This window comes from Photobacterium piscicola (genome assembly GCF_046058925.1).
GTDB lineage: Bacteria > Pseudomonadota > Gammaproteobacteria > Enterobacterales > Vibrionaceae > Photobacterium > Photobacterium piscicola.
The window spans coordinates 883,820-907,130 of record NZ_CP175535.1 but is presented as its reverse complement, the minus strand read 5'-3'; the positions used below and the strand labels follow the sequence as shown (position 1 = coordinate 907,130).

21 protein-coding genes, 2 pseudogenes and 1 CRISPR repeat array (1 of these 24 only partly in view) are annotated in these 23,311 nt (G+C 36.5%); of the genes and pseudogenes, 7 read left to right on the top strand and 16 right to left on the bottom strand.

The window, feature by feature from the left end:
* Positions 1 to 10: direct repeats of the CRISPR family, unit length 28 nt (it extends 1,040 nt beyond the left edge of the window).
* 24 nt (positions 11 to 34) lie between these two features.
* Positions 35 to 652: pseudogene (locus ACJZU6_RS18685) on the bottom strand (regulatory protein RecX); the annotation flags it as partial.
* A gap of 194 nt (positions 653 to 846) precedes the next feature.
* On the bottom strand, positions 847 to 1,101 hold the full coding sequence (locus ACJZU6_RS18680) for a hypothetical protein (RefSeq protein WP_080155883.1): 255 nt from the start codon (positions 1,099 to 1,101) through the stop codon (positions 847 to 849).
* A gap of 406 nt (positions 1,102 to 1,507) precedes the next feature.
* Between ACJZU6_RS18680 and ACJZU6_RS18675 the strand changes: the two genes are divergently transcribed.
* Positions 1,508 to 1,738: a PAS factor family protein gene (locus tag ACJZU6_RS18675; protein WP_327769409.1), complete on the top strand. Its 231-nt coding sequence runs from the start codon at positions 1,508 to 1,510 to the stop codon at positions 1,736 to 1,738.
* Between the two features lie 215 nt (positions 1,739 to 1,953).
* Here the strand turns inward: ACJZU6_RS18675 and ACJZU6_RS18670 are convergent, their stop codons facing one another.
* Positions 1,954 to 2,364 (bottom strand): hypothetical protein, encoded by a 411-nt coding sequence (locus tag ACJZU6_RS18670; protein WP_408901068.1) that lies wholly within the window; start codon positions 2,362 to 2,364, stop codon positions 1,954 to 1,956.
* 247 nt (positions 2,365 to 2,611) lie between these two features.
* Between ACJZU6_RS18670 and ACJZU6_RS18665 the strand changes: the two are divergent.
* Positions 2,612 to 3,103 (top strand): annotated as a pseudogene (locus ACJZU6_RS18665) (3-methyl-2-oxobutanoate hydroxymethyltransferase); the annotation flags it as partial.
* Between the two features lie 54 nt (positions 3,104 to 3,157).
* Here ACJZU6_RS18665 and ACJZU6_RS18660 read toward each other — a convergent pair.
* The 8 genes from ACJZU6_RS18660 to ACJZU6_RS18625 all read right to left on the bottom strand — a co-directional run bounded on the left by ACJZU6_RS18660 (position 3,158) and on the right by ACJZU6_RS18625 (position 14,674).
* Positions 3,158 to 3,775 carry an HAD family hydrolase gene (locus ACJZU6_RS18660; RefSeq protein ID WP_408901067.1) on the bottom strand — a complete coding sequence of 206 codons (618 nt, stop codon included), beginning with the start codon at positions 3,773 to 3,775 and terminating at the stop codon, positions 3,158 to 3,160.
* A gap of 167 nt (positions 3,776 to 3,942) precedes the next feature.
* On the bottom strand, positions 3,943 to 4,950 hold the full coding sequence (locus ACJZU6_RS18655; protein WP_080155877.1) for a transposase: 1,008 nt from the start codon (positions 4,948 to 4,950) through the stop codon (positions 3,943 to 3,945).
* A gap of 192 nt (positions 4,951 to 5,142) precedes the next feature.
* A complete protein-coding gene (locus ACJZU6_RS18650; protein ID WP_107275480.1) occupies positions 5,143 to 6,672 on the bottom strand; it encodes a cytochrome c peroxidase in 1,530 nt (509 codons plus the stop codon).
* Between the two features lie 311 nt (positions 6,673 to 6,983).
* The gene (locus ACJZU6_RS18645) at positions 6,984 to 8,375 is read right to left on the bottom strand and encodes an ATP-binding protein (protein WP_408901066.1); all 1,392 of its coding nucleotides are present in this window, start codon (positions 8,373 to 8,375) and stop codon (positions 6,984 to 6,986) included.
* A 16-nt stretch (positions 8,376 to 8,391) separates the two neighbouring features.
* Positions 8,392 to 9,057 (bottom strand): response regulator transcription factor, encoded by a 666-nt coding sequence (locus tag ACJZU6_RS18640; protein WP_080155874.1) that lies wholly within the window; start codon positions 9,055 to 9,057, stop codon positions 8,392 to 8,394.
* Positions 9,058 to 9,198: 141 nt separating this feature from the next.
* Positions 9,199 to 10,518 carry an ABC transporter substrate-binding protein gene (locus ACJZU6_RS18635; RefSeq protein WP_408901520.1) on the bottom strand — a complete coding sequence of 440 codons (1,320 nt, stop codon included), beginning with the start codon at positions 10,516 to 10,518 and terminating at the stop codon, positions 9,199 to 9,201.
* Between the two features lie 59 nt (positions 10,519 to 10,577).
* Positions 10,578 to 12,557 (bottom strand): methyl-accepting chemotaxis protein, encoded by a 1,980-nt coding sequence (locus ACJZU6_RS18630; protein WP_408901065.1) that lies wholly within the window; start codon positions 12,555 to 12,557, stop codon positions 10,578 to 10,580.
* 893 nt (positions 12,558 to 13,450) lie between these two features.
* On the bottom strand, positions 13,451 to 14,674 hold the full coding sequence (locus tag ACJZU6_RS18625; RefSeq protein ID WP_408901064.1) for a trypsin-like serine protease: 1,224 nt from the start codon (positions 14,672 to 14,674) through the stop codon (positions 13,451 to 13,453).
* Between the two features lie 342 nt (positions 14,675 to 15,016).
* Between ACJZU6_RS18625 and ACJZU6_RS18620 the strand changes: the two genes are divergently transcribed.
* Complete coding sequence (locus ACJZU6_RS18620; RefSeq protein ID WP_065176687.1) at positions 15,017 to 15,589, top strand: alkylphosphonate utilization protein; 573 nt, start codon at positions 15,017 to 15,019, stop codon at positions 15,587 to 15,589.
* An 87-nt stretch (positions 15,590 to 15,676) separates the two neighbouring features.
* Here ACJZU6_RS18620 and ACJZU6_RS18615 read toward each other — a convergent pair whose 3' ends face one another.
* Entirely contained in the window at positions 15,677 to 16,108 is a 432-nt protein-coding gene (locus tag ACJZU6_RS18615; protein WP_107275476.1) for an RDD family protein, read from the bottom strand.
* Positions 16,101 to 17,534, bottom strand: coding sequence for a coniferyl aldehyde dehydrogenase (locus tag ACJZU6_RS18610; RefSeq protein ID WP_408901063.1), 1,434 nt, complete (start codon positions 17,532 to 17,534; stop codon positions 16,101 to 16,103). The genes ACJZU6_RS18615 and ACJZU6_RS18610 overlap by 8 nt, the downstream gene beginning before the upstream one ends.
* A 182-nt stretch (positions 17,535 to 17,716) precedes the next feature.
* Between ACJZU6_RS18610 and ACJZU6_RS18605 the strand changes: the two genes are divergently transcribed.
* Positions 17,717 to 18,376, top strand: coding sequence for a glutathione S-transferase (locus ACJZU6_RS18605; RefSeq protein WP_408901062.1), 660 nt, complete (start codon positions 17,717 to 17,719; stop codon positions 18,374 to 18,376).
* A gap of 65 nt (positions 18,377 to 18,441) precedes the next feature.
* On the opposite strand, the gene speG is transcribed toward ACJZU6_RS18605, so the two are convergent.
* A complete protein-coding gene (speG, locus tag ACJZU6_RS18600; RefSeq protein WP_408901061.1) occupies positions 18,442 to 18,966 on the bottom strand; it encodes a spermidine N1-acetyltransferase in 525 nt (174 codons plus the stop codon).
* Positions 18,967 to 19,105: 139 nt separating this feature from the next.
* A complete protein-coding gene (locus ACJZU6_RS18595; protein WP_408901060.1) occupies positions 19,106 to 20,005 on the bottom strand; it encodes a LysR family transcriptional regulator in 900 nt (299 codons plus the stop codon).
* A gap of 133 nt (positions 20,006 to 20,138) precedes the next feature.
* On the opposite strand from ACJZU6_RS18595, the gene ACJZU6_RS18590 reads away from it, so the two are divergent.
* Together ACJZU6_RS18590 and ACJZU6_RS18585 are read left to right on the top strand one after the other, a co-directional pair.
* Positions 20,139 to 20,672 (top strand): NADPH-dependent FMN reductase, encoded by a 534-nt coding sequence (locus tag ACJZU6_RS18590; protein WP_080155867.1) that lies wholly within the window; start codon positions 20,139 to 20,141, stop codon positions 20,670 to 20,672.
* A 167-nt stretch (positions 20,673 to 20,839) separates the two neighbouring features.
* Positions 20,840 to 22,222 (top strand): endonuclease/exonuclease/phosphatase family protein, encoded by a 1,383-nt coding sequence (locus tag ACJZU6_RS18585; RefSeq protein WP_408901059.1) that lies wholly within the window; start codon positions 20,840 to 20,842, stop codon positions 22,220 to 22,222.
* 65 nt (positions 22,223 to 22,287) lie between these two features.
* On the opposite strand, the gene ACJZU6_RS18580 is transcribed toward ACJZU6_RS18585, so the two are convergent.
* Complete coding sequence (locus ACJZU6_RS18580) at positions 22,288 to 22,617, bottom strand: hypothetical protein (protein ID WP_408901058.1); 330 nt, start codon at positions 22,615 to 22,617, stop codon at positions 22,288 to 22,290.
* A gap of 212 nt (positions 22,618 to 22,829) precedes the next feature.
* Here ACJZU6_RS18580 and ACJZU6_RS18575 point away from each other — a divergent pair, with 212 nt between their 5' ends.
* Entirely contained in the window at positions 22,830 to 23,189 is a 360-nt protein-coding gene (locus tag ACJZU6_RS18575) for a VanZ family protein (RefSeq protein WP_408901057.1), read from the top strand.
* Positions 23,190 to 23,311: the final 122 nt, after the last annotated feature.

The following is a 23,311-nucleotide window of genomic DNA, read 5'->3' as shown; positions in this document are numbered from 1 at the left end:
AGTTTTAATTACTTGCAGCAGCCATCGCTTCTTTGATTTCATCTGAGCTATAGCCCTTTGATGACAGGTAGGCATAGGCTTTACTTTTGTCTTTAAAATTCGACAAATCAAACCGCTTTTTCGCTAATACTAATTGGCAATTTTCATAAAAATCGACCTCACCCGCTTCCTCTAAATCATAGAAGACTTGCTCAAGATTAGTAATATCAACATGTTTCATTTTAAGCTCTTGCTTAATCACTGTTTTTCCTTTGAGCTTTCTCACCAATTTCAATACTTCGGTTTCAAGATCCGCATTCATGCCTTTGATTTTAGCTTTAGTTAATAGCGTATCGGCAGCATCATGTTCAGCAATCGCTCTTGAAATATCTTGAAAACTGTACCCTCGCTTAGTGAGATCGTTGGTTATTTTCTCTTTGGTGGTTTGACTAAAATCATCATAACTATCTAAACGACTTTTGATCATATCAAGTTCAGACACTTGTTTTTTCTCCATAATCTCAATTAATGCTTCTTCAATGATTATTGCAGGAATACCTTTACCTTTTAATTTCTGTTTAATGTACTGTTGTCCATGTTCATTAGAGAAAGCCATCTCACTAAAGTGCAGTGCAAATTGAAGATCTTCTTTTACATAACCGAAATCTTTCATTTGTTGCAACACAGTCTCAATCCAATCTTGTTGCTCTGTTTTGGCCTCTAATTTTTTTCGTAGTTCATACTCGGTATGATCACGTAAATTGAGATGATAAATCGCACTGTTAATCACATTCTGGATAGTTTTTGCTGGATACGGTTTTTTCATATGATTAACCCTTATTGATAATAAAAATTCGAATGAAAATGTTATTTAAACACAGCTGATCGTCGAATCGTTGCTCGAACTGTAATCGCGGTTAAGCCAATATAGTAAATAGCAATGATTACAGCGGGTAACGCATCACGATCAAATACTGAATGAACAGCAAAAATGCAGTAACTGATAATAATGGCAGGAATAATAAATACACTATTATTACGAGGATAAAGATTTAAGATCAAAAATAGCTGATGAACGCCCGCTAACACCAACGGTAACGTTATCATTAAAAACCATAACATAGTCAATTCCTTTGAAGCAAAAGTACCTTTAGTTCGCCATTGTATACTGATAATGAAAGAAGCTAACTATTATGCTTCGTTCTTTTTTGATTAAAATAGCAGACATTAAGCCTCCACTTTTAGACATCATTAAACCTTAACCGTCAATAAAGACGCATATGGCTAAAAATCATCAATACTTTAATAACTTACACTCGAAAATTTCAAATCATGAACTAAGATAATGAAGTAACGCGCTACGTTATTTAAATAAAATGAATACCGCATAGGAATGGATGTGCGAAATAATCACTTTAATATATCAGTTGCGTACATCCTTATGCGTTATGTGACTAATATCCCAGATATTTAGTCGATATAACGTAACTATAAACGACTAAGTAATTAAGGAGTTACTATGAATAATATCGCTAATCTTATTTATGACACTTTGGTCGATCTATCAAACAATGCACCAGAACAACACGCAAAAATCCGTCAAAATTTATACGACCAATTAGATCTACCATTAAACAAGCAACGCGACTTATATTCAAATGCACTTGGACCTGCAAGCTCAGGAATGCTAGAAAATAATACTGATATTAACAACACAGTTAATATCGCTATTAAAGCGCTTGAGACACCTGAAAAATAAATTAACGAAGATTAATAACAATATAAAAAAGTAATCACTATTTAGTTGAGGAAACAAAGCTCTCAGATAAAAACAATATCATTGTATGGTATTGTTCAAACGTATCAACTACATACGGAAACGCCCAAGGTTATTAGCCTCAGGCGTTTCTCTTCTTACGAATATGTGGCATTACATTAAAGGTTACAGTGTCACATACTAAGTCGTATAAAACATTATGCTATTGGTTTTAATGCTTTAGTTTGTGTTAAAAACACCCACAAGAAAAAAACCATAAACACAAGGTCATTAGCACCATAGATACTATAAAATATACCTGCAAATAAATCTTGATCATAAACAGCACTCAGATCATGACCTTTAAACCAACAGATCCACGATATTACATAGACTAATTTTTCAATAACAAATGCCCCAGCCAGCCACTTTAGATTAGATGTTATTGACGCCGCACCTAAATATGCCAATCCCCAGATAACAATCATTAACAACCCAAAATTGGACATAACAACAGGATCAAAATCATTAATAACTGAATTAGTAAATAAACGAGAAAAAATTAACACGCCACCGATATTCATCATGGCAGCAGCGACAAATCCCAATTTAACTATTTTGTCTTTCATATTTTACTCCCCTAAACTTACTAGAATAAAAATAAAACATATACATTACCTTAGTAAAAATAAACGCGTATTTATTTATATCTCGATACTTAATTTCACTTTGACAAATATTATACATATCGAATAAAAACAAGATGGATAACACATTTTAAGCTGTCACATAACAAATGTGGCCTGTCTTAATTGAAATATATACACACATTAAGACATGTTAGCATCATTTTTTTACCACAAAAAAGAATAACTAATGAAAAAAATCACCATTTCAGATTTAAATAATTGGAAAGTATTAGGTAAAAAATTTGCAGCAATCACCGCTTATGATGCAAGTTTTTCAAAGGCCTTTGATTCACAAAACATACCAGTATTGGTTGTCGGTGACTCCCTTGGTTCCGTTATACAAGGAAAACCCACAACACTCGATGTCAGTGTTGATGATTTGGTTTACCACACACAATGCGTGAGAGCAGGAAGCCCAAATGCATTTATTATTTCAGATTTACCTTTTATGAGTTATCACACGCCTAATACAGCATGCGAATCAGCCGCCAAGCTAATGAAAGCGGGAGCTAATATGATAAAAGTTGAAGGCGGTAGTTGGTTAATCGATACTGTTAAAATATTAACAGAACGGGCAGTACCAATTTGTGCACACTTAGGCTTAATGCCACAAGCTGTTAATATATATGGTGGATATAAAGTTCAGGGAAAAACAGAAGCACAAGCCACAGAAATAATGGATGGAACTCATTGGACAGCCAAATCTTTTTATTCTGATATAAACTTCAGTTGACTAAAAAGAAACCCCCAACGATTTTAATTCGCACTCACATTGTATTGAATCTTTAAATTGAATAGCAGAAAAACCTAATGTTCTAGCACCTTCAACATTAGGTGACATATCATCAATAAATACAGATTCAGATGCCTGAAGATTATATTTATTAAGTAAACAATGAAATATTGCTACCTCCGGCTTTAAGCATCCCACTTCAGCAGACACAATCGCACCATCAAACATTGGCCAAAAATCATATTGTTTTTTAAGATAATCAACAATTTCAACAACATTATCAGTCAAAGCATAAATATTGTAGCCAGCTAGTTTTACCCTATTAATCAACTCAACAGAGCCAAATAAAAGAATTTGACTTTGCTTTATATAATAAAATAACCGTTCAATATCCTCTTTAGAATACTTAAGCTGCTCTTGATATCTTATTTTAGCTTCTGATTCAGTCAATTCGCCTTTATTCAGCGCTGCCCATAACTCACTATGAAAAATAGTTTTTGTTAATTGTTCTGGGTATTCTATTTCACCAAAAGTTAGCTTAATAATTTCAAGTGGATTCCAACGTACAACTACATTTCCAATATCAAACACTATATTTTTAATGTTATTAGTCGTCATTATTCACCTCCTCTATATAACAATAATTAAACACAATTTATTTAAAATAATACTTGAAGTTAATATTTTAAAATGAGAAATACTCGACAATAATTTAAAACAGGATCGACAACACCCACAATCCTGGCTGTGATCGCGGTATCATTATCTAATAAAGATAAACACATCTAACTTGGATGTAACTGGTGGCTTGCTGATTTTCCCTTGCACCACTGCCCACCAACGCGTTGTTTGAAGGCACACATTTGAGACCATTTACCACTCACGTTGGCATAATGTTCCATAAATTGTTCACTATGCTCAAGCCAAGCATCTGATGTTATACCCATTTTCTGCAAAATTCTTGGTTGGTTGGGTGCAATAAACCCTTTTTTATCATTTCGAATAAATCGACCCGTCCAATCAATAAGCTCAAGATAATCGGCAAAAGTGACATTAACACCCACTTTTTTAGCTTGATGTTCACCACCAACAAAAGGTAATAATTGAAAACGAGAGATATCTGATGATGATTGTTGTGTCGATGTTTTCGTTTGGTGATGTTCACGAATACGTTGCTGAATAGAGGTAAAATCTGATTGTTCTAATGACGGTGTAACGCCAGCCCTGATCGGGTTTAAATCTACGTACATCATGCAAGATAATAATGCCTGTTCGTCTAACAACGCTTGAGATTTAAAACGTCCTTCCCAAAATGCACCTTTGCATTGATCTTCTTTATTGGCTTTTCGCGCGATTTCTTCATTAAGACAACGCATAAACCAGCTAATACTGCCTAATCGTTGTTGCCATTCAGCCACTAAATTTGATAATGCTTGTTGTTTATCTGCGGCTATTTGCCCATCTTTTAAAAAATCAACCGCGATAGGATGGCCGCTAAATAACTGTAACCAACGTGATATTACTTCTTCTGGGGTTAATTTTTGTTGCTGCTCAATATCTATTTTTAGCACTAAATGATAATGGTTACTCATAACGGCATAAGCACAAATATCAATACAAAATACAGCTGCTAATTGTTTGATTTTATTTACTATCCAACCACGACGATGTTGATAGTTTTTACCGTTATACGGATCATCCCCACACAGATAAGCACGACGCACACAGCGATTAATTACATGATAAAAAGGAGTAATTTGAGGTTCTATCAATTTTCGTCTTGAAATTGTCATTCGTTTCACCATAAGCAACTTGAAGCTTAAGTGTAGTCACTCATTATTGATGTGCAAGAATATGGCTGTCCACTGTTTTTTCTGTTTTTTGCTGTTTTATTTTGATATTTATGGTGGCGTAAAAGCCTAATATTTTAAGTCCGAAAGCAAAAAAGCCGCCATATAACGTGGCGGCTATTATCAATATTAATTTTAGTTAAGCGGCATTTCGGTAGGCAATTTACGTCCTGTCACTTGTTTCCAAACTTGATCTTTCGCACTATTACACACTTGCTGACCATTCACATCATGGCAATTAAGGTTAGTTAACATTTTACCCTGATACTCACCTGTTAACGTTTTCAGATAAGCAACCATCGCTTTTGTGTCTTTTGGTGTAAAATCAGTATTACACTGATACTTAGCCATTGCATTAACCGCTTCAGATAATGTCGCTGCGCGACCACCAGAGAAATAAGGCCCAGTTATTGCTATATTACGTAAATTAGGCACTTTAAAATAATGCATTTGCTTTTCATTATGAGTAACTAAATAGCGCCCTTTATCACCCTCAATATGCTTACCCTTAAGGTTACCAAAGAAGCTACTATAAACACCCATTTTCTCGTATGATTGCCCGCCCATACTTTGACCTACGTGACAAGTTTGACAGCCTGTTTTTAAGAATAATTTAAAACCTTCAATTTCTTCAGGTGATAATGCACTTAAATTACCTTCTAAGTATTGGTCAAAACGGCTATTAGGCGTGATCAATGTTTTCTCATACTCAGCAATCGCATTGGTGATATTTGCCCCTGTCATACCGTCTTTATACGAGGCATCAAATAATTTAACTAACTGAGGATCTTGCTTAAGTTTAGCTATAATATTGCCCCAATTTTTTGATCCCATTTCAACGGGATTAAAAATAGGGCCAGCCGCTTGAGCAGCCAAATCTGCGGCACGACCATTCCAGAACTGACTCATATTAAATGCAGAATCATAAACGGTTGGCGCATTCATAGGATCATTAAGATTATTAATACCTAAACTGGTTGGTAAGTTATCGGTACCACCAGTATGGATAGAATGGCAACTTGAACATGCATACTTATTATTAGCTGATAAGTGGATGTTATTGTAAAGCGATAACCCTAATGCAACTTTCGCTGGATCTGTTTTAAATACGGTATGAATTGGTTGAATAGCCAAATTCTTAAACTGTGGTGCTGCAGTTGGGTTTGGATAATATTGTTGACGTTGATGCTTGATCCAATCTAACAGCAACTGTCGATCAGCACTGTTGAGGTATGCTGATGGCCAGTGTATAGCTAAATATTTAGGAATTGGCATTGAGTTATTGTTAAGAACAAACTCTAATTTAGCAAGCGCGACTTGATTTACTGCTTGATGTTGCTCAACTGCCTGTACAACAGGAGCAAGTTCAAACGATTGATTAGCTTTATCAATATCTGCTTGCATCGTTTGTTTCACACCTGGCAATTTAGCATAAAAAGGCAATGGGCTATTGATCGTATGGCAATCTGCACAGCCTTTTTCAGCTAATAATCGCATCGCTTGTGCGGATAGATCATCAATATTATGTAATGATAAAGCATCTAAGCGTTTATTCGCTAAAGTGACATCTTCTTTATGCACAGCGTATACAATTACACCATAGCCAACGATACCTAATGCTACTGCACTCACAATTGCTTTTTTTATATATTTCTTATTAATCATGATATTACTCTTTTGAAAACTTCCGCCAGCAATATATACCTATGCAGAATAATCAAAATAACTAAATCACAAAAAAAACAAATACCTTGATTTAAATCAATATCATGTATCAGAATATTTTGTGTTGTTAATGAAAAATACACATCATAAAAACACAAAAATAATCATTATCTATTCTTTTTTAAAAAGCAGTGCATTAATTAATCACTTAATCGACAAAATAGATTAATAACTATATAACCAATCTACAAAAACTAAACTATAAATTTCATCTTTACATTCAATAAGTAATAATTATTCAAATGATATTCTTATTTATTCATTACTGGTAATAACAATTGAATTATCAAGCCATGAGGATGACGATTCTTCGCCTTCACGGTTCCATTCATTACCGTCATTGCTTCTTTAACAATCGCTAAACCGAGCCCATAACCTCCTGATTGTTTATCTCGAGCAACTTCAATACGAGTAAATGGATCAAAGATCCGTTTAAGATGTTGTGGTGCTATACCATGACCATCATCTTCGACACTCAATTGTACAAATTGCAGCCCTTCAATATCCACCAGCGCTAAATTAAGACTAATATGCGCATTTTCCCCCGCATATTTAATCGCATTTCCTAATAAGTTACTGATAGCTCGAACTATCAACCGACTGTCACCTCGTACCATCGGTATATCATTATCAATACCAATAGTTAATATCTGTTGTGCCCCTAATAGCGCCTCAATATCGGGCACAGTGGTTAAACATAAACTCTCAACATCAATTGGAATCAAGTGCGCATTATCGGTGGTATTTTGAAGCTGATTAAATTCTAAAATTTCATTAACCAGTTGGTTCATCTCTTCAGCTTCACGCTCTAATCTATCAACAAGATGTTGATGTTCAGACGCAACCCGTTTTCTCATTAAATGTAATGATAAGTTATGCCGAGCTAATGGAGTACGTAGTTCATGTGATACATCGCGAATTAGGCGGCGTTGACGTTCTGATAGCATCTGAATCTTTTCGGCCATTTCATCAAAATCAGCAGCAAGTGATTTAAATTCAATGGTGCTATCACTCACTGTATTGGCTACCCTTACAGAAAAATCACCACTCGCAAGGCTACGGCTCGCCTCTCGCAAAGTATTTAATGGACGCTGTAAATAACGAGCAATAAGAAATGAAAACATCAAAAGAATTAATGCGGCAATCACGACCTGAATTAATCCAAAATAAAATGAAAAATATTTGGCAGGATGTAATTGATACGGTAATTGCACCATTAGCTGATTGCCATCTTTTAGAGGGATCGCAAATATAGGCTGATTAACACGAGAATCTAAAATAGCATTAATTCCACGGGCATAAGTCAGTTTGAAAGCAAAATGAGGGTGCATTTTTCTATCCCCCATTTCATGTTGATCTTTATCTAACACAAATAAGTAATAAGGTTGTTGCTTTTCCCATTGACCCAGTTGTTGTTTATTACCTATATCAATTAACTGCTGGGCTTGCTCTGCCATTACTCGTATATTTTGCTGCACTTTCATTGGTACGTGCAGCATTGTTTTAACTAAGGCAATTTCAGCTAAATTTTGCAACAGTAATATTAATAATAAACTCACCGTAAAATACGAAAAAAGTCGTACAACCAAGCCATGTTGTTGATGCGGTTTATACCACGTTTTACGCTGGGAAAGGCTTTCCACTTAATGATCCTTTAATTTACTGGTTAACACTTTCGGTATAACTATAACCTCGGCCACGCACGGTCTTAATATGTAACTTAGACATACCCGCTAATACAATTTTACGGCGTATATTACTTATATGCATATCAAGATTACGGTCAAATGGACTTAATTCTTTTTTAAGCACTTGTTTTTGTAATTCGGCCTTTGATACCACAATCCCATCATGCTTGATTAAATACTCTAATAATTCCGCTTCTGTGCTAGTTAATGGTAAACGTGACATTTCTGCTGCCATATTTTCTTCACCAGAGCGAATATTATGACGCTGACGTTCAAGCCCTACACGCCGTAAAATAGCACTAATACGCGTCAATAATTCAGGTACTTTAAACGGTTTAGTAATGAAATGATCTGCCCCTGCTTGTAAACCATCAAGCATGGTTGCTTCATCACCTAATGCGGTTAACATCAAAATAGGGGTCGCAAACCGCTGACAAATACGACGCGCAACTTGCATTCCATCAAGATTAGGTAACATCACATCCAATAGAACTAAGTCGACGCCTTTATTTTGTAGATACTCAATTGCTGACTCACCACAATGAACACAACTGACATCATGACCTTCATCTTCTAGCACTTCAGTCAGCAATTCACACAACTGTATATCATCATCAACAACTAATATTTTTGACACAATAAATCATCCAAAAGAAAAACATCAGCATAGTAATATGCTTAACCTGTATATATCAACCATGCATCAACAATCACGTTATTCTCCGTATAGTTAGCCAATTCAAATAAGTGATTGTTGACTCAATTAAGCCCATCCTAACTACAACGAATTATTAACCACTGGTGGGGAAACCGTTATGGGTAGTGTTAGTGCTTGGCACATTTCAGCTAAGGTCTTCGCTTCACGTTGTGGTTGATACCAACTATTTAAACCCATTTGTACCGTCATTACCGCTTCTTCTGGGGTCATGGTGCCATTTAGTACTCCCACACTGGTTTCCCATAATTGCAATTCAAAATCGGGTTTGCCACGCGATAAAATTTGAGCTGAATTACGAATGGTAGAATCACAACTGTTACGCCACGTCATCATTTCATTGGCAATAGGATGGTTAACATCGAAAAAGTGATTAGATAACGAGAAAAACCCAGGAATACCATTTGTTAATAATTCTGCGAACTCAGCGGTTGTCATCCATTGTAGAAATGCCGTTGCTGCTGCATTTTGCTCTGATTTAGTGTTTAGTCCCATCCCCAAATCGGTATGATCACTGATATAGCATTCATCTCCTTTGTTAACGACTGGAGGTGGAAAAACACCAAAATCGACACTGTTAGCAAAAGTAGATATATCCCACGAACCTGTTGGATAAATTGCAGCCTGACCGTTTTTAAACAACTCAATAGCTTCAGCATAACTGCGTTGCTGATAATTACTGCCTAAATACGGTGTCCAATTGGCTAAAGCGCGATAAGTGTTCAGATATGGGCTATCAGAGAAACGTGCTTGTGCTTGAATTAAGCTTAAGCGCCCATCTTCACCCTGCCAATAATTAGGACCTATATTCTGAAACCCCATCGTTGCGGCTTCCCATTTGTCTTTGGTGCCTAAAGCAATAGGTGTATAACGTTGGCTTTGTTTGATTTTTTCAAGTACATGTTTAAATTCAACAGTCGTTGCTGGCACCTGAAGTTTTAATTCTGAAAAAATAGTTTTATTGTAAAAAAATCCATGAATAACCGATGCCATAGGTAAGCAAAATGTTTGAGCACCTGAATCTGTTTGCCATGGGCCTAACGCAAAGCTGGGAAAATTCTCCATGCCTTGCATTTCAGTAATATCACTAAAATGCCCTTGCTGAAAGAGTGCCAATGATCCATCAAATGGACGACAAGCAATAAGATCACCCGCAGTTCCTTGCGCAAGATCTTTATCTAGCTGTTGATTAAATGTTGATGGATCGACTGGTGAGCGGTATGTCACTTTAATATTAGGGTAATGCTGATTAAACGCTGGAATGATTGTTTTATCCCAAATAGCATTATCGTTACGCCAGGAATCAATAATAACCTGACCGCTGATTGATTGTGTATTCGCCAAAACTAAACTTGGGATTAATAACACTCCACCGCATACCATTTTGATGATGCTATTAGATGCTGAGCGTGTACGTTGAACAATATGTGAGTTTTGCATAATTAGACCTTAAAGCGTTCAATCAATTGACGTTGTTGAGCAGCCAGCAGCGATAATGCTTCGCTGCTTTGCGCAGATTCTCTCGCTTCATTTTCTGCGTTATATGCGACAGCCGCGATACCATTAATGTGCTCAGAAACATCTTGGCTCACTGAGATCTGTTCTTCCGTTGCATGAGCAACTTGTATCGCCATATCTAAAATAAGATGCATACGATCAACGATTGTCTGTAAAGCAACATCCGTTAAACGAGCTTGCTCTACACATTGTTCAGTTTGTATTTGTGAACGCGTCATAACCTGTGACACCTGCAACGCATTTTGCTGCAAATTAGTTATCATTCGTTGAATTTCTTCTGTTGACTGCTGCGTTCGATTAGCTAAGGCCCGTACTTCATCAGCAACAACAGCAAAACCACGACCTTGTTCACCGGCTCTTGCTGCTTCTATCGCGGCATTAAGTGCTAATAAATTGGTTTGTTCAGCAATACTACGAATGACACCTAATATACTGCCAATATTGTTAGAGAATTCAGATAATTTTTGAGTAATAGCAACAGCTTCCGTCATTTCTACTGCAAGTTGTTCGGTAATCGTTCGGCTCGTTAAGACTAATTCTCGTCCTTGTTGTGCCGCTTGATTCACCTCATCGACTTCAGCCACGGTTTGTTCTGATGAACGTGATATTTCTTTTGCACTCACTTCCAACTCTGAAATAGCCGCTGCAACTTGATCCGTGCGCGATTTTTGGTCTTCAACTCTATTCATCGCTTTTTCGCTCGTCGTCGCAGTTTTGTTCGCTTCTGATACCAAATGCGCAGAGCCAATATGAATCTGAGTTAAAATATCGGCCATGCTGATAGATAATTGATCAATCGATCGCGATAACGCACCAAACTCACATCCAGAATGATAATTTGTACGTTGTGTCATATCCCCTTCAGTCATTTTCTTTAGAACTGAATTAATTCTCACCAACGGTGTGTGAATACGTTTTGCAGTAGTGATCGCGATAACAACAGCAATCATCGTTGATACCAGTGCGGCAATAATAATACTTAGAATGGCTTGATTTGCCGCTTCATCCGCCGCTTGTTGGCTTGCTTTAGCGTTGGCTTGTGCATATTCCATATATACGGTTAATGCCTGTTGAGTCGCTGTTACCTGTTGGTTTGATTTTTCATTTAAAACGGCTAACTGTGAAGCTAATAAATGTTGCTTAGCCATCACCTCTAACATGCTATTCGCCCCTAATGTAAGCGCATAAACACGATTTAGATTTTTGCTATAACGTGCCTTAACATCCTCAGCAATATCAATCCTTGCAATACCCTGTGTCGCCATCTCAATATCTTTTGTGAGCACCGCCGATAATGTTTTAAGATCAGTTTGAGGCGTCGCTCGACGAACATTTTTTAAATCTCGGCTAATACCACTAGTAATTAATTCGACACGATTTCGCAATGAACGTTTATGACTGGCACTTTGAATAAGAAGGTTAGCTGCTGATTGGTAAGTATCTTCAAGGTGAATAAATTCAAGATTTAAACGTTGATGTTGGCGTTTAACCGCTAGCCATTGATCATAACGTTCAATAGCAGTATTTGATGAAGTAAAAAAAGCATTAGCAGCTATTAATGCCGTTGCTAATTCAGATTTTGCTCTTGAGTCAACCGCATAATGCTGTGCTTGCTGCTCTAGTAATCTAAAGTCATGTTCTGCTTTTTGAACATCAGCCTTTTTTATAGCCAACACCCCAATATTGGTGGTCGTTTGATAGTCAATTACCTTCAATTGATTTTCTCGCAAACTTGCCAATAATTGGCTTGCTGAAATAACCATAGGCGTTGATACTTCAGTAACATGTTGTAATCGGCTATGGATTCTGTCGGTATTACCATAACTTATGCCTCCAAGGAGGAGAATAAGTACCAGCATTAGAGTAAATCCAGCAATAGTACGTTGAACAATTGAGAGTGACATACCTGACTCTATTGTAAAGGAATGAAGCCATTACCAATAACTGCATCAATAATGGATAGCCGCTCAATATAATTATTTCATCGCCTAAAATAAAAAAATATCCGCCATTTCAAAGCATAGATCACACTATTTTGCTTCTAAATTCTTCTATGGTATAGGTTTTTTTATACTATGAAACAAAATCCTATAAGCAAATAATTCCCTTCCTAATTAGAAACAAATATTCAACATTCCACTCAGAATAATTTTTTTCCTTCGTTTTATATTTTAAATATTAAACTTTATTTGAATGCCAAATACATAAAATACGCTTTCTGTTTGATCATTGAACTAAATCAATAAATTTATAGTTATTAACAAAATTCAATTAACTATCTGTTGACTTTACCAGAGGCTGCACCAAATCTAGCTTTAGCGAATTTCCCACAGAGTTATGCACAGCTTCTGTGGATAAATGCATTTTAGTGGATAAAATAATAAAACATTATATTATTGATCGAAAATATATTACCAAAAACAAAATAAAAATATAAAGCATTGATATTAAAGTTAAAATATTTAAAAACTCAATATTGATAAATTTAATAACTAAATAGATAAAACTTATTTTTACTTTATTTATTATTTAAAACGCTTTGATTGTTAAAAAAATGTAAGTTATACATACGATTTGGACGATTTTTTCAAGTCAACAATAACCACAAAAGTATCTTTGTACTCTTTTGAGAAATGAGAGCCTGCACTATAAAAATTTAATATTGAAAAAAGCAATATATTGTTTAAATTATAAAAAAAATGGAAAGTAGCTAAAAAGCCACTTTCCACATCAATAACGTCTCAATCTACAATTAGAACCTCATAAACACTCACTTGACTCGGTTACAATCCTCTGCTTACTTTCTTAAACGTCTAAAAAACGCACTTGAACAAAGTAATAATAAGCCTATAAAACCGAAACTACCGCCACCATCACTATCTTTGCCTATATTACAATTATTCGCTGAAATGCTGTCATTGCACCCATCACCATCTTGATCGTCATATTTATCAGCAAGGAAATCTGGTGGAGTAATAGGTTGAGCCGGTACTTTATTGCTGTTCTCAACAATCCAATCGGTGTAGTTTCCCACTCGTGCATAAAAACCAGGTTGTGTCATTGAACCACATTGAAGTTCGGCCATCGAGCCACCACTGACAATACCTAATTGTAACCATTCATCATCTGTGTTTTGAGCTAAAATGGGACCACCGCTGTCACCAAAGCATGCATCAGCACCATAAGGAATAGTGTTTACTTGACCAGAAACATGAGGAGGTAAAGCACATAATTTAGTAATATTTGCAGGGCTATCAATAATTAAACTTGGATTACCATTAGCTTCAAGACGCTCATAGCATAAATCAATAGGGAATAGGCTTAACATTGCTTGTTGTAAAGTATCAGAAACTGAATGGTTACTTCCAGACGGATCAATAACTCCCCACCCCATAACCTTAAGATTTTCATAATGGCTACTTGAACCTAAATTATCACTTACATCCCATTGTTCTTTTAGCTCTTTTTCTATTTCAATAGATTGTTCCCGTGTAGGTAAATTAACATAAGCAACATCATTGAATTTATTGTTTACTCGAATCAATGCAACGTCATTATCTAATGCAGTAGTCACGACTTCTGTTATAACGGAGCCATTATCATTAGACATTGTTTTGATAGTAGGATTAGGACTATAACTTGGATAGACCACTATGTGGGTTGCTGAAAATTTGTGCTCTGCTGATGGCAGTCTGTTATCAAGTAACCCAACCGTGATCGTGATATCGGATGGCGGTGTCACTCTCGCTTTTTCGCCCTCTCCTATCACCACACAATGAGCCGCAGTTAATATCCATTGATCATTTATAATCGTGCCACCACAGAAAAATGCATCATTATTTTTGTTGTTTATCAACGATGCCATGAAATTATCAGTTGGCGCAATAACAGCATCAGTGCCACTAATTACGTATGATGAAACTTCATCAGTTAACGTTAATATATTCGTAGAGGCTATTGCTGGTATACTTATAGTTGCGCTAATGGCTAACATCAAAGCACTGTATTTATTCTGGAACATCCTTTTTCCTTTTTGCGTTAATATCAATCCTCGTAGCTTACCTCTATCATGCTAAAGCCGCAGATCGAAACCAGAACACTGCGATAAGCTTCATTTTTTCATGTAACTGTAAAGAACATTACCTCACATATTATATAAGTTGCGACACTATCTTATTTATATTCTCTGTATCTATATTGTTAAATATGAAACAACAACCAACCAATTCGGTTAATGAAACAAAGCACACTGGATATTAAACAGTCTGTTGTACTATAAATTTCGTGATCAGGGACATGTTTGCTTTTCTTCTGTACAATAGAACGGCATAATATTGGCACAATAAATCAATGGACAATTCCCATGACTATCGAACAAGCATTAAAAACGCGTAGTGAATCAAAATGTGAGCTATGTTCTTCTGAAAACAATCTAGCGGTATACGCTGTTCCTGCTTCTGAAGACAAGAGCGCGGGTTGCTGTGTACTACTTTGTGATACTTGCCGTGGTCAGCTTGAAAATCCAGAAACTACTGACGAAAACCATTGGCGTTGTCTAAACGACACCATGTGGAGTCAGGTTCCTGCTGTTCAAGTTATGGTATATCGCCAGCTTAAGCGTCTTTCAACTAAAACTGATTGGGCAATGGATCTCGTTGACATGATGTACTTAGAAGATGACGTTAAAGAATGGGCTGAAAAAGGTCTTGTTGAAGAAGAACAAGCTTCAATCCCTACTCGTGATGCGAACGGTGCAATCCTTCAAGCTGGTGATAGCGTAACTATCATTAAAGATCTACCAGTTAAAGGTTCAAGCATGGTTATCAAACGTGGTACGCCAGTACGTAACATCAGCTTGACTGATAACCCACTTCACATCCAAGGTCGTGCTGACGGTGTGCAAATGGTGATCATCTCAGCTTACACTAAGAAGTAATTCTTACTGTATTGAGAATAAAGAAAGCCCCTGTTGATATTATCAGCAGGGGCTTTCTTGTATGACATCGATAGTTTTATTGTTCTATTATAATGAGTTAACCACAACAGTATTGGCTAATTTATCATGCCAGCCTTGCTTTCTCTTATCCCAGCCAACCCACATCAAACCCAATCCCAAGGGAATAGTTGACACAAAATAGCCTAAATAACGTATCACCGATTGTTTCACACTGGGTTTGTTACCAGTGTTAGCATCAACTATCTGCGCTTTAATGACCATTTTCCCTGGTGTGGCTGATTTATAAATCCAAAATAAAATCACCCCCACAAACGGTAATAAATAATTGATCATTATATCCATCGGTCCAATAGCAAAACTATCGGTAGATGGGTGCATTTCACCATACGCGAGATACATAAGTGGCGCTGTAATCAAAGCGACAATAGCAGTATCAACCAAGCTAGCTAATACTCGAGGCCAAAATCCGACATACATTATTGTTATTTGCTCATTCATATCGAGATAGCTTTCTATTTATAATAAAGTTAATTAACCGTTTACCGATTTTTCCATAAGGTGCATAGAGATATTTAGTTGAACTTATCGCTGCTTGATGCATTACTGGACGCATTTTTGATAGCTGTTCAAACCCTTCTCGACCGTGATAATGTCCCATACCGCTATGGCCTATGCCACCAAAAGGTAAATCATCCTGCGCGACATGTAACATAACATCATTGATTGCAACCCCACCTGAACGCGTTTGGTTTAATACTTGCTGCTGTACCGCTTTATCATTACTGAATAAATACAGCGCTAATGGTCGCTCTCGCGCATTAATATAGTCCAAGGCTTGTTGAAGTGTTTGATAAGTCACTATTGGCAATAATGGCCCGAAGATTTCACGCTGCATCACTACCATCGCGTCTGTTGGTTGACAAACAAGCTGTAACGGAAATTTACGTTGTTGTGAATTAGGCTCAGACTGAGGAATCAAATTCACCACCGTTGCCCCCAGCTCAATCGCGTCTTGAGCGGTATCACATAAACGACAAAAAGAAGCGTCATCAATAATCGAGGTATAGTCAGAGTGGGAAATATCGGTAAACCGCTGTGCCATAATAGCTTGAGCTTGACGAATTACCTCACCTTCTAATGCTTGTGGGATCAACATATAATCAGGAGCAACACAGGTTTGACCGCTGTTATAAACCTTACCACCCAGAATACGAGATAATGCTATCTTCACATCATAATCATCGACCAAAATAACCGGCGATTTACCACCAAGTTCTAACGTCACAGGCACTAAATTAGTAGCAGCTGCTGCCATAACAGCCTTACCTGTGGTCGTTGAACCCGTAAAAATAAGGTGATCAAATTTTAATTGTGAAAAAGCAATCCCTGTTTGCCCTTCTTCTGCAACAATACAAATATGATCATTACTAAAATCAGCCGCAAATAATTGTTGTAATAGCTGACATAGATGTTGAGAATTTTCTGACATTTTAACCATCACACGATTACCTGCAGCGAGTGCGGCAACCATCGGTGCAATAGTCAAAAAAAGCGGATAATTCCAAGGAACAATAATGCCGACAACCCCTAAAGGTTGTGGAATAACACTGTTTATTGCGGGTTTGAACCATAAAGAAGTATGTCGACGCTGAGGCTTCATCCACGTCTTTACATGTTTAATTGCATCGTTTATCGATGCTAAAGACGTAAATATTTCTAATAATGCGGTTTCACTTGCAGAGCGACAACCAAAATCAGCCGCAATCGCTTCGCAAATCTGAGCTTGATGCTGAATGATTAATTGTTTTACTTTTTTTAGGGCAGCGATACGATCTTCAACCATCGGCATCAGTTGCTGCATAAAAGCATCATATTGACGCTGACGATATTGCTCAAGTCTGCTTGCTATCAACAAATCGCTCATAATATTCCTCTATAATATTCGCTACATGATATATCTAGCGGTAGTGAATAATGAAAATAAGCATGTGCAAATAGTAGTATCACTATCTCTAATAACAATACAGTTGAATACGTTAAATTTATCAATTATCAAGATTTGCACTAAACTTACCCCATTAAGGACGGAATTTTCGGAGGGATAAAATGACGCGACCAATACTGTACACGCTACGTCAATGCCCCTATGCCATTAGAGCGCGGTTAGGCCTACGACTTGCCGAGCAAGAAATAGACATACGTGATATTTCACTCACAGATAAACCCGCTGAAATGCTTAGCATTACGCCAAAAGGGACCGTTCCGCTATTAGTCTTAAGTAATGGTGATTATATTGATGAAAGCTTATCAATTATGGTATGGGCTTTAAATCAGCACGATCCGCACAATTTATTATTGGCAGATAGTACACATTTATTCACTGATATGATCAATCTTATTGCACGTAATGATTGTAAATATATTGCGGCATTAGAACACTACAAAGCAAATATACGCTACCACAATCCTGATGGTGTGCTTTACCGTCATTTATGCCAATCTTTTCTTGATGATCTTGAGTTGCGATTAAATAAACACCGCTTCTTTATGTGTGATAATCCAAGCCTCGCAGACTACGCTATTTTGCCCTTTATTCGTCAATTTTCTCATGTTGAGCGACAATGGTTTCGCCACGCTCCCTACCCTAAATTAAAAGCATGGCTAGATCAGCATTACCAAGATCCTATTTTTTCACAAGTCATGAAAAAGAAACCATTATGGCAATCAGAGGCTTCAGCCCCTTCATCTCATTACGAACCGGTATAACTTTATTCTCATGCAACCATTAGTCTAAATCACCCAGACAATATTGCACTGTCTGGGTGTGAAAATTATTTGTTACGACTCGCAAGATATTCATCTTGAAGCATGTACATACGTTTTACATCAGTGTATTGCCCATTAATAAAGATTTCTTTTACTAGGTGGCCTTCTTCAATAAAACCACATTCTTCATATAAATAAATGGCTTTTTCATTTGCTGTTGCTACATGCAAATAAACTTTGTGTAGATTCAAAATAGTAAAGGCGTAATTCAACGCACGATTAATTAATGCGCGCGCATAACCATTACCTTGAAAATCAGGAGCAATGATGATCTGAAATTCAGCACTGCGATGAATACTATTAATTTCAACTAATTCAACCAGTCCAATTGACTCTTTATCATTATTTTCAGCAATAAAACGTCGCTCAGTGCTATCGTGAATATGCTTGCGATATAGCTCTTCCAGCTCATAAAATGACTCATACGGCTCTTCAAACCAATAAGACATGATGGCACGGTTATTGTTTAGCTGATGAATAAAACGTAAATCAGTTTGTTCTAAGGCACGAAGGCGAATTTCATTATTCATTATGGTTATCCATTTCCTAAAAAATCACTATTTTAAAATAATATACAAATAAGCTTATTAAGCGCTAGAAAATATCACTAAAACGTAAAAATAAAAGGTAAATAATGTAAAATTTTACGTCTAAATACTTAAGCTACTGTTAATTGCTCATTCTACCTTCTAATAAGTCAATAAATCGCCTTACCTTGGCTGATAAATGTTTTCTGCTTGGATAAACAACATACACATTCACCAATGTCTTATCAAATTCAGACAATAGAATCGTTAATTCACCACATTGCAATTGTGGCTCAATATAAAAAGCAGGCACGTGACAAATACCCATGCCATCCACTGCCATTGCCACAGTCATCGGCGTATTATTACAGCGTAACTTTTGTTGAACATCAACATTAAAGACTTTATCTTCCGCATCGGTATATTGCCAGCGATTGGCCTGTTTTAAGTTACTGTAGCAAAGACAATGATGTTGATGTAATTCAGATGGGTGTGTTGGCGTGCCATATTGGCGTAAATATTCAGGCGATGCCACTGTATGAATTTTACAACTAAAAAGGCGTTTACAAATTAAACTCGATTCCGCTAACATCGCTGAAGCACGAATAGCAAGATCATACCCATCAGCAACAACATCCACTGTTTTATCACTCAAGTCTATATCTAACTGCATTTCTGGATACAGCGTTAAAAACTCACTAAATACCTGCTGTAAATATTGAGATCCTAACCATACAGGGCAACTTATTTTAAGTGTACCTTTAGGGTTTACACTATTTTGTGACATCAAACCCAGCGCTTGTTCAGCATCCATGACCAATTGCAAACACTCTTGATAATAGACCTCGCCCTCAGGCGTTAACGCGATAGATCGTGTCGTACGATTCAATAAACGAACCCCTAAACGAGCCTCAAGTTTATTGATCTCTTTACTTATATAAGAATTAGAATGCCCTAAAGCCTCCGCAGCAGCGGCAAAGCCCCTACTTTTTATAACTTGAACAAAGACGACAATACCATCAAACAATTTATTATTAGTCATATGGAAATAGTTAAAACACTTTTATGCTATTAATTATATTTAGACACTAATATACACTTAATCCACGCACTTAGGGATTTATTACCTAACCTTATTATTGATAACAACGTAATGTACGTTACAAGGAACTTAAATGAAATTATTGACCTTAGCAGCAAGTAGCAGCCGTCAATCAATCAATAAACATCTCGCAACATATGCCGCATCATTAGTTACGGATGCAAATGTGGATATCTTAGATATTAATGATTTCGAAATGCCGCTTTATAGTATTGATCGTGAGACAGAAACGGGGATTCCAGCACTAGCACAAGACTTCCTAAATCGTATAGCTGAAGCTGATGCCGTTATTATATCGTTTGCAGAACATAATGGTTCATACACTGCTGCATATAAGAACCTATTTGATTGGGCATCACGCATTGAGCCTAAAGTTTACCAAAATAAACCTATGTTATTATTGGCAACATCACCGGGTCCTGGTGGCGCTAACACTGTATTAACAGCAGCAGTTAACTCAGCACCTTACTTTGCAGGAATTGTGAAAGCATCGCTCTCTATTCCTAGTTTTTATGATAATTTTGATCTGGCTGTCAATAGAATCACTAATGCAGAACTAGATGCAGCATTAACAACTGCAGCGCATAGCTTAACCAATCATAAATAACGTTTAATCATATTTTGATCTTAGTTCCAGAGTTATTAATTTCCCCATACCATGGGCGTATTAATTGCAAGGAAGTGCTATAGCGATCACTATTATTAATAAAACCATCAGTATACTGCACGCTCTCCTCCAATGAACAGCGTGTTGCTAAATTACTGAGATTATTTATGAAATTAATTAAACGTCTTGCTGCGATTGCCATTACTTCAGCATTATTAGCTGGGTGTAATAATCATAATACCAATGACATTACACCTACAGCTAACGATGTCACTGTCGCAACTTTTAATCTTTCGTTTGATCGTAATAGTTTTGAACAACTGGTTGATGAAATGCAAACATCACCAGCAGAACAACAAATATTAATCGATGGTTTTAACACCAAGACGCTAACTAGTGCCCAAACAGACAAAGCACTGAAAATTATTCAAATCCGTAATGTCGCGGCAATTATTCAAACAAAACGCCCAAATGTTATTTTATTAGCTGAATTTAATAATGATGGAACGGGTGAAAATACAGCGGCATTGACTGGCTTTCAAAATAATTATTTATCCATTGGACAAAGTCCTAACAGCATTACTGGTGGCGATACATTAGACCCCATTAAATATCCTTTTTTTGAAAGCTATGCCACTAACACCGGTTTAATGAGTGGCTTAGACCTTAATAATGATGGCAAAGTAAATTCAGGCCCCAATGATGCATGGGGATTTGGTGTCTATCACGGCCAATACGGCTTCGCATTGATGTCTCAATATAAAATTGATACAGCAAAGACACGTACATTCCAAACCTTTAAATGGAAAGATCTTCCGTCAGCTGAAAACCCAATAATCACCAATTGTAATGATGCCAAGAACCCAATTCCAGACGGTATGGCATGTAGCGATAAATGGTACACTGCTGATGAATGGCAGCAACTACGCTTATCATCAAAAAATCACGTAGATGCACCCATCATTATTCCAACAGCGAATGGTGAACAAACTATTCATATTTTGATGTCACACCCAACCCCTCCAGTATTTGATACCGTGACTCAAAATAATAAAATGAAGAACCGTGATGAAATCCAATTCTGGAATAACTACATTACAAGTGGTGACTTTATTTATGATGATAAAGGCACAACGGGTGGCCTTGCGGAAGATGAAAAATTTGTGATTGTTGGTGATTTAAATGCCGATCCCTATGCTGGTGATGGTTATCGCCAAACCATTGAAAGCTTATTAATGCATCATCGTGTTAACCAACAGGCAAGTGATGGAGCATTAACGCCAACGAGTTTAGGCGCTGAAAGTTGCTACAGTGATAAAGAATGTCGTCAAGATAACCCTTATCCTAACCGCTTAACCAGTAACTTTGGTTTACAAGTCGATCATGCTATTCCATCTCATAATATGACTATCGTTGACTCTGGCGTATATTGGCCAGCACATGACGAACAAGGTCGCTTACTTGTTAATGATGATCGAATTGGTACAAAAGGCAAAGGTAAAGACGTTTCTTCTGATCACCGTATGGTATGGATAAAAGCAACACTATAACTAATATTGATATCTTAAATAGTGTACTAAAAACGCTTAATCATCATGATTAAGCGTTTTTTTATTTAAAACAAGCATTGTTGCGGATGATGAGCGACTGTGAGTGACTCAAGAGACGTTACTCCCTCAAAATGAACAATCCATGCCATATTGCTACGCGGGAACTCTTTTATAATCGATTTTTTTAACTGCTTGAGTAAACTTACATTATTGAGCGTCAATGTTTGAGAATCAAAACCAAATTGCTTAAATACGAAATTTTTTGCATCTAGCTTTAATACTAAAATACCACGATCTTTTTTAAAGGTTCTGGCCTCGATTGCTTCACCAACAACCATGACAGATAACGCTCGTTGAAAGGTATAAAATAATTGAGATATATGAACTTTAGACATACCTAATACCATCTAAACTAACAATATCCTCCCATAATAGAATGTTACTATTGTTATTCTCTATTCAATTATTCTTAATACTAATATAAATAAATTTGATACAACCGTTATCGCATTCTTCCTAGCATAGACCACCCTGCAGTATTACAGTTGTTATCACCGATCAGCAAAGATATAATTTATAGAATATTTTCTTATGAGACTTATCGACTATGTCACGCTTTAGCCAATTTTTTTACTCGCATTGGAAACTAATTAGCATTTTGATCCTTGCTTTAATTACTGTCTTATCTTTAACACCACAAGCAGAATTACCCACAGTCTCAGGAACAGATAAAACCCACCACTTTATTGCTTATGCAACACTAATGTTTGCGGTGGCTTTTGTTAAACCAAAACAATGGCAATGGATCGCTGTATTTTTCTTTTGTTGGAGTGGTGCGATTGAATTAATTCAACCTTACGTTCATCGTTTTGGTGAATGGCTTGACTTAGCAGCTAATACCGGTGGTCTGATTTGTGGTTTTATTATTGCAAGAATCTTCGCGTATATTTGTAAAAAAACGAACTAGTTGTTTACGTCTAGTAAACTTTTTTTATTCCCTGACTAACCGTTGACAAAATAATGGTTATTTACGTTTATTTTAATTTAAACTAAATATAGAGCCTATATAATCCTTCTTTTTCACTATTA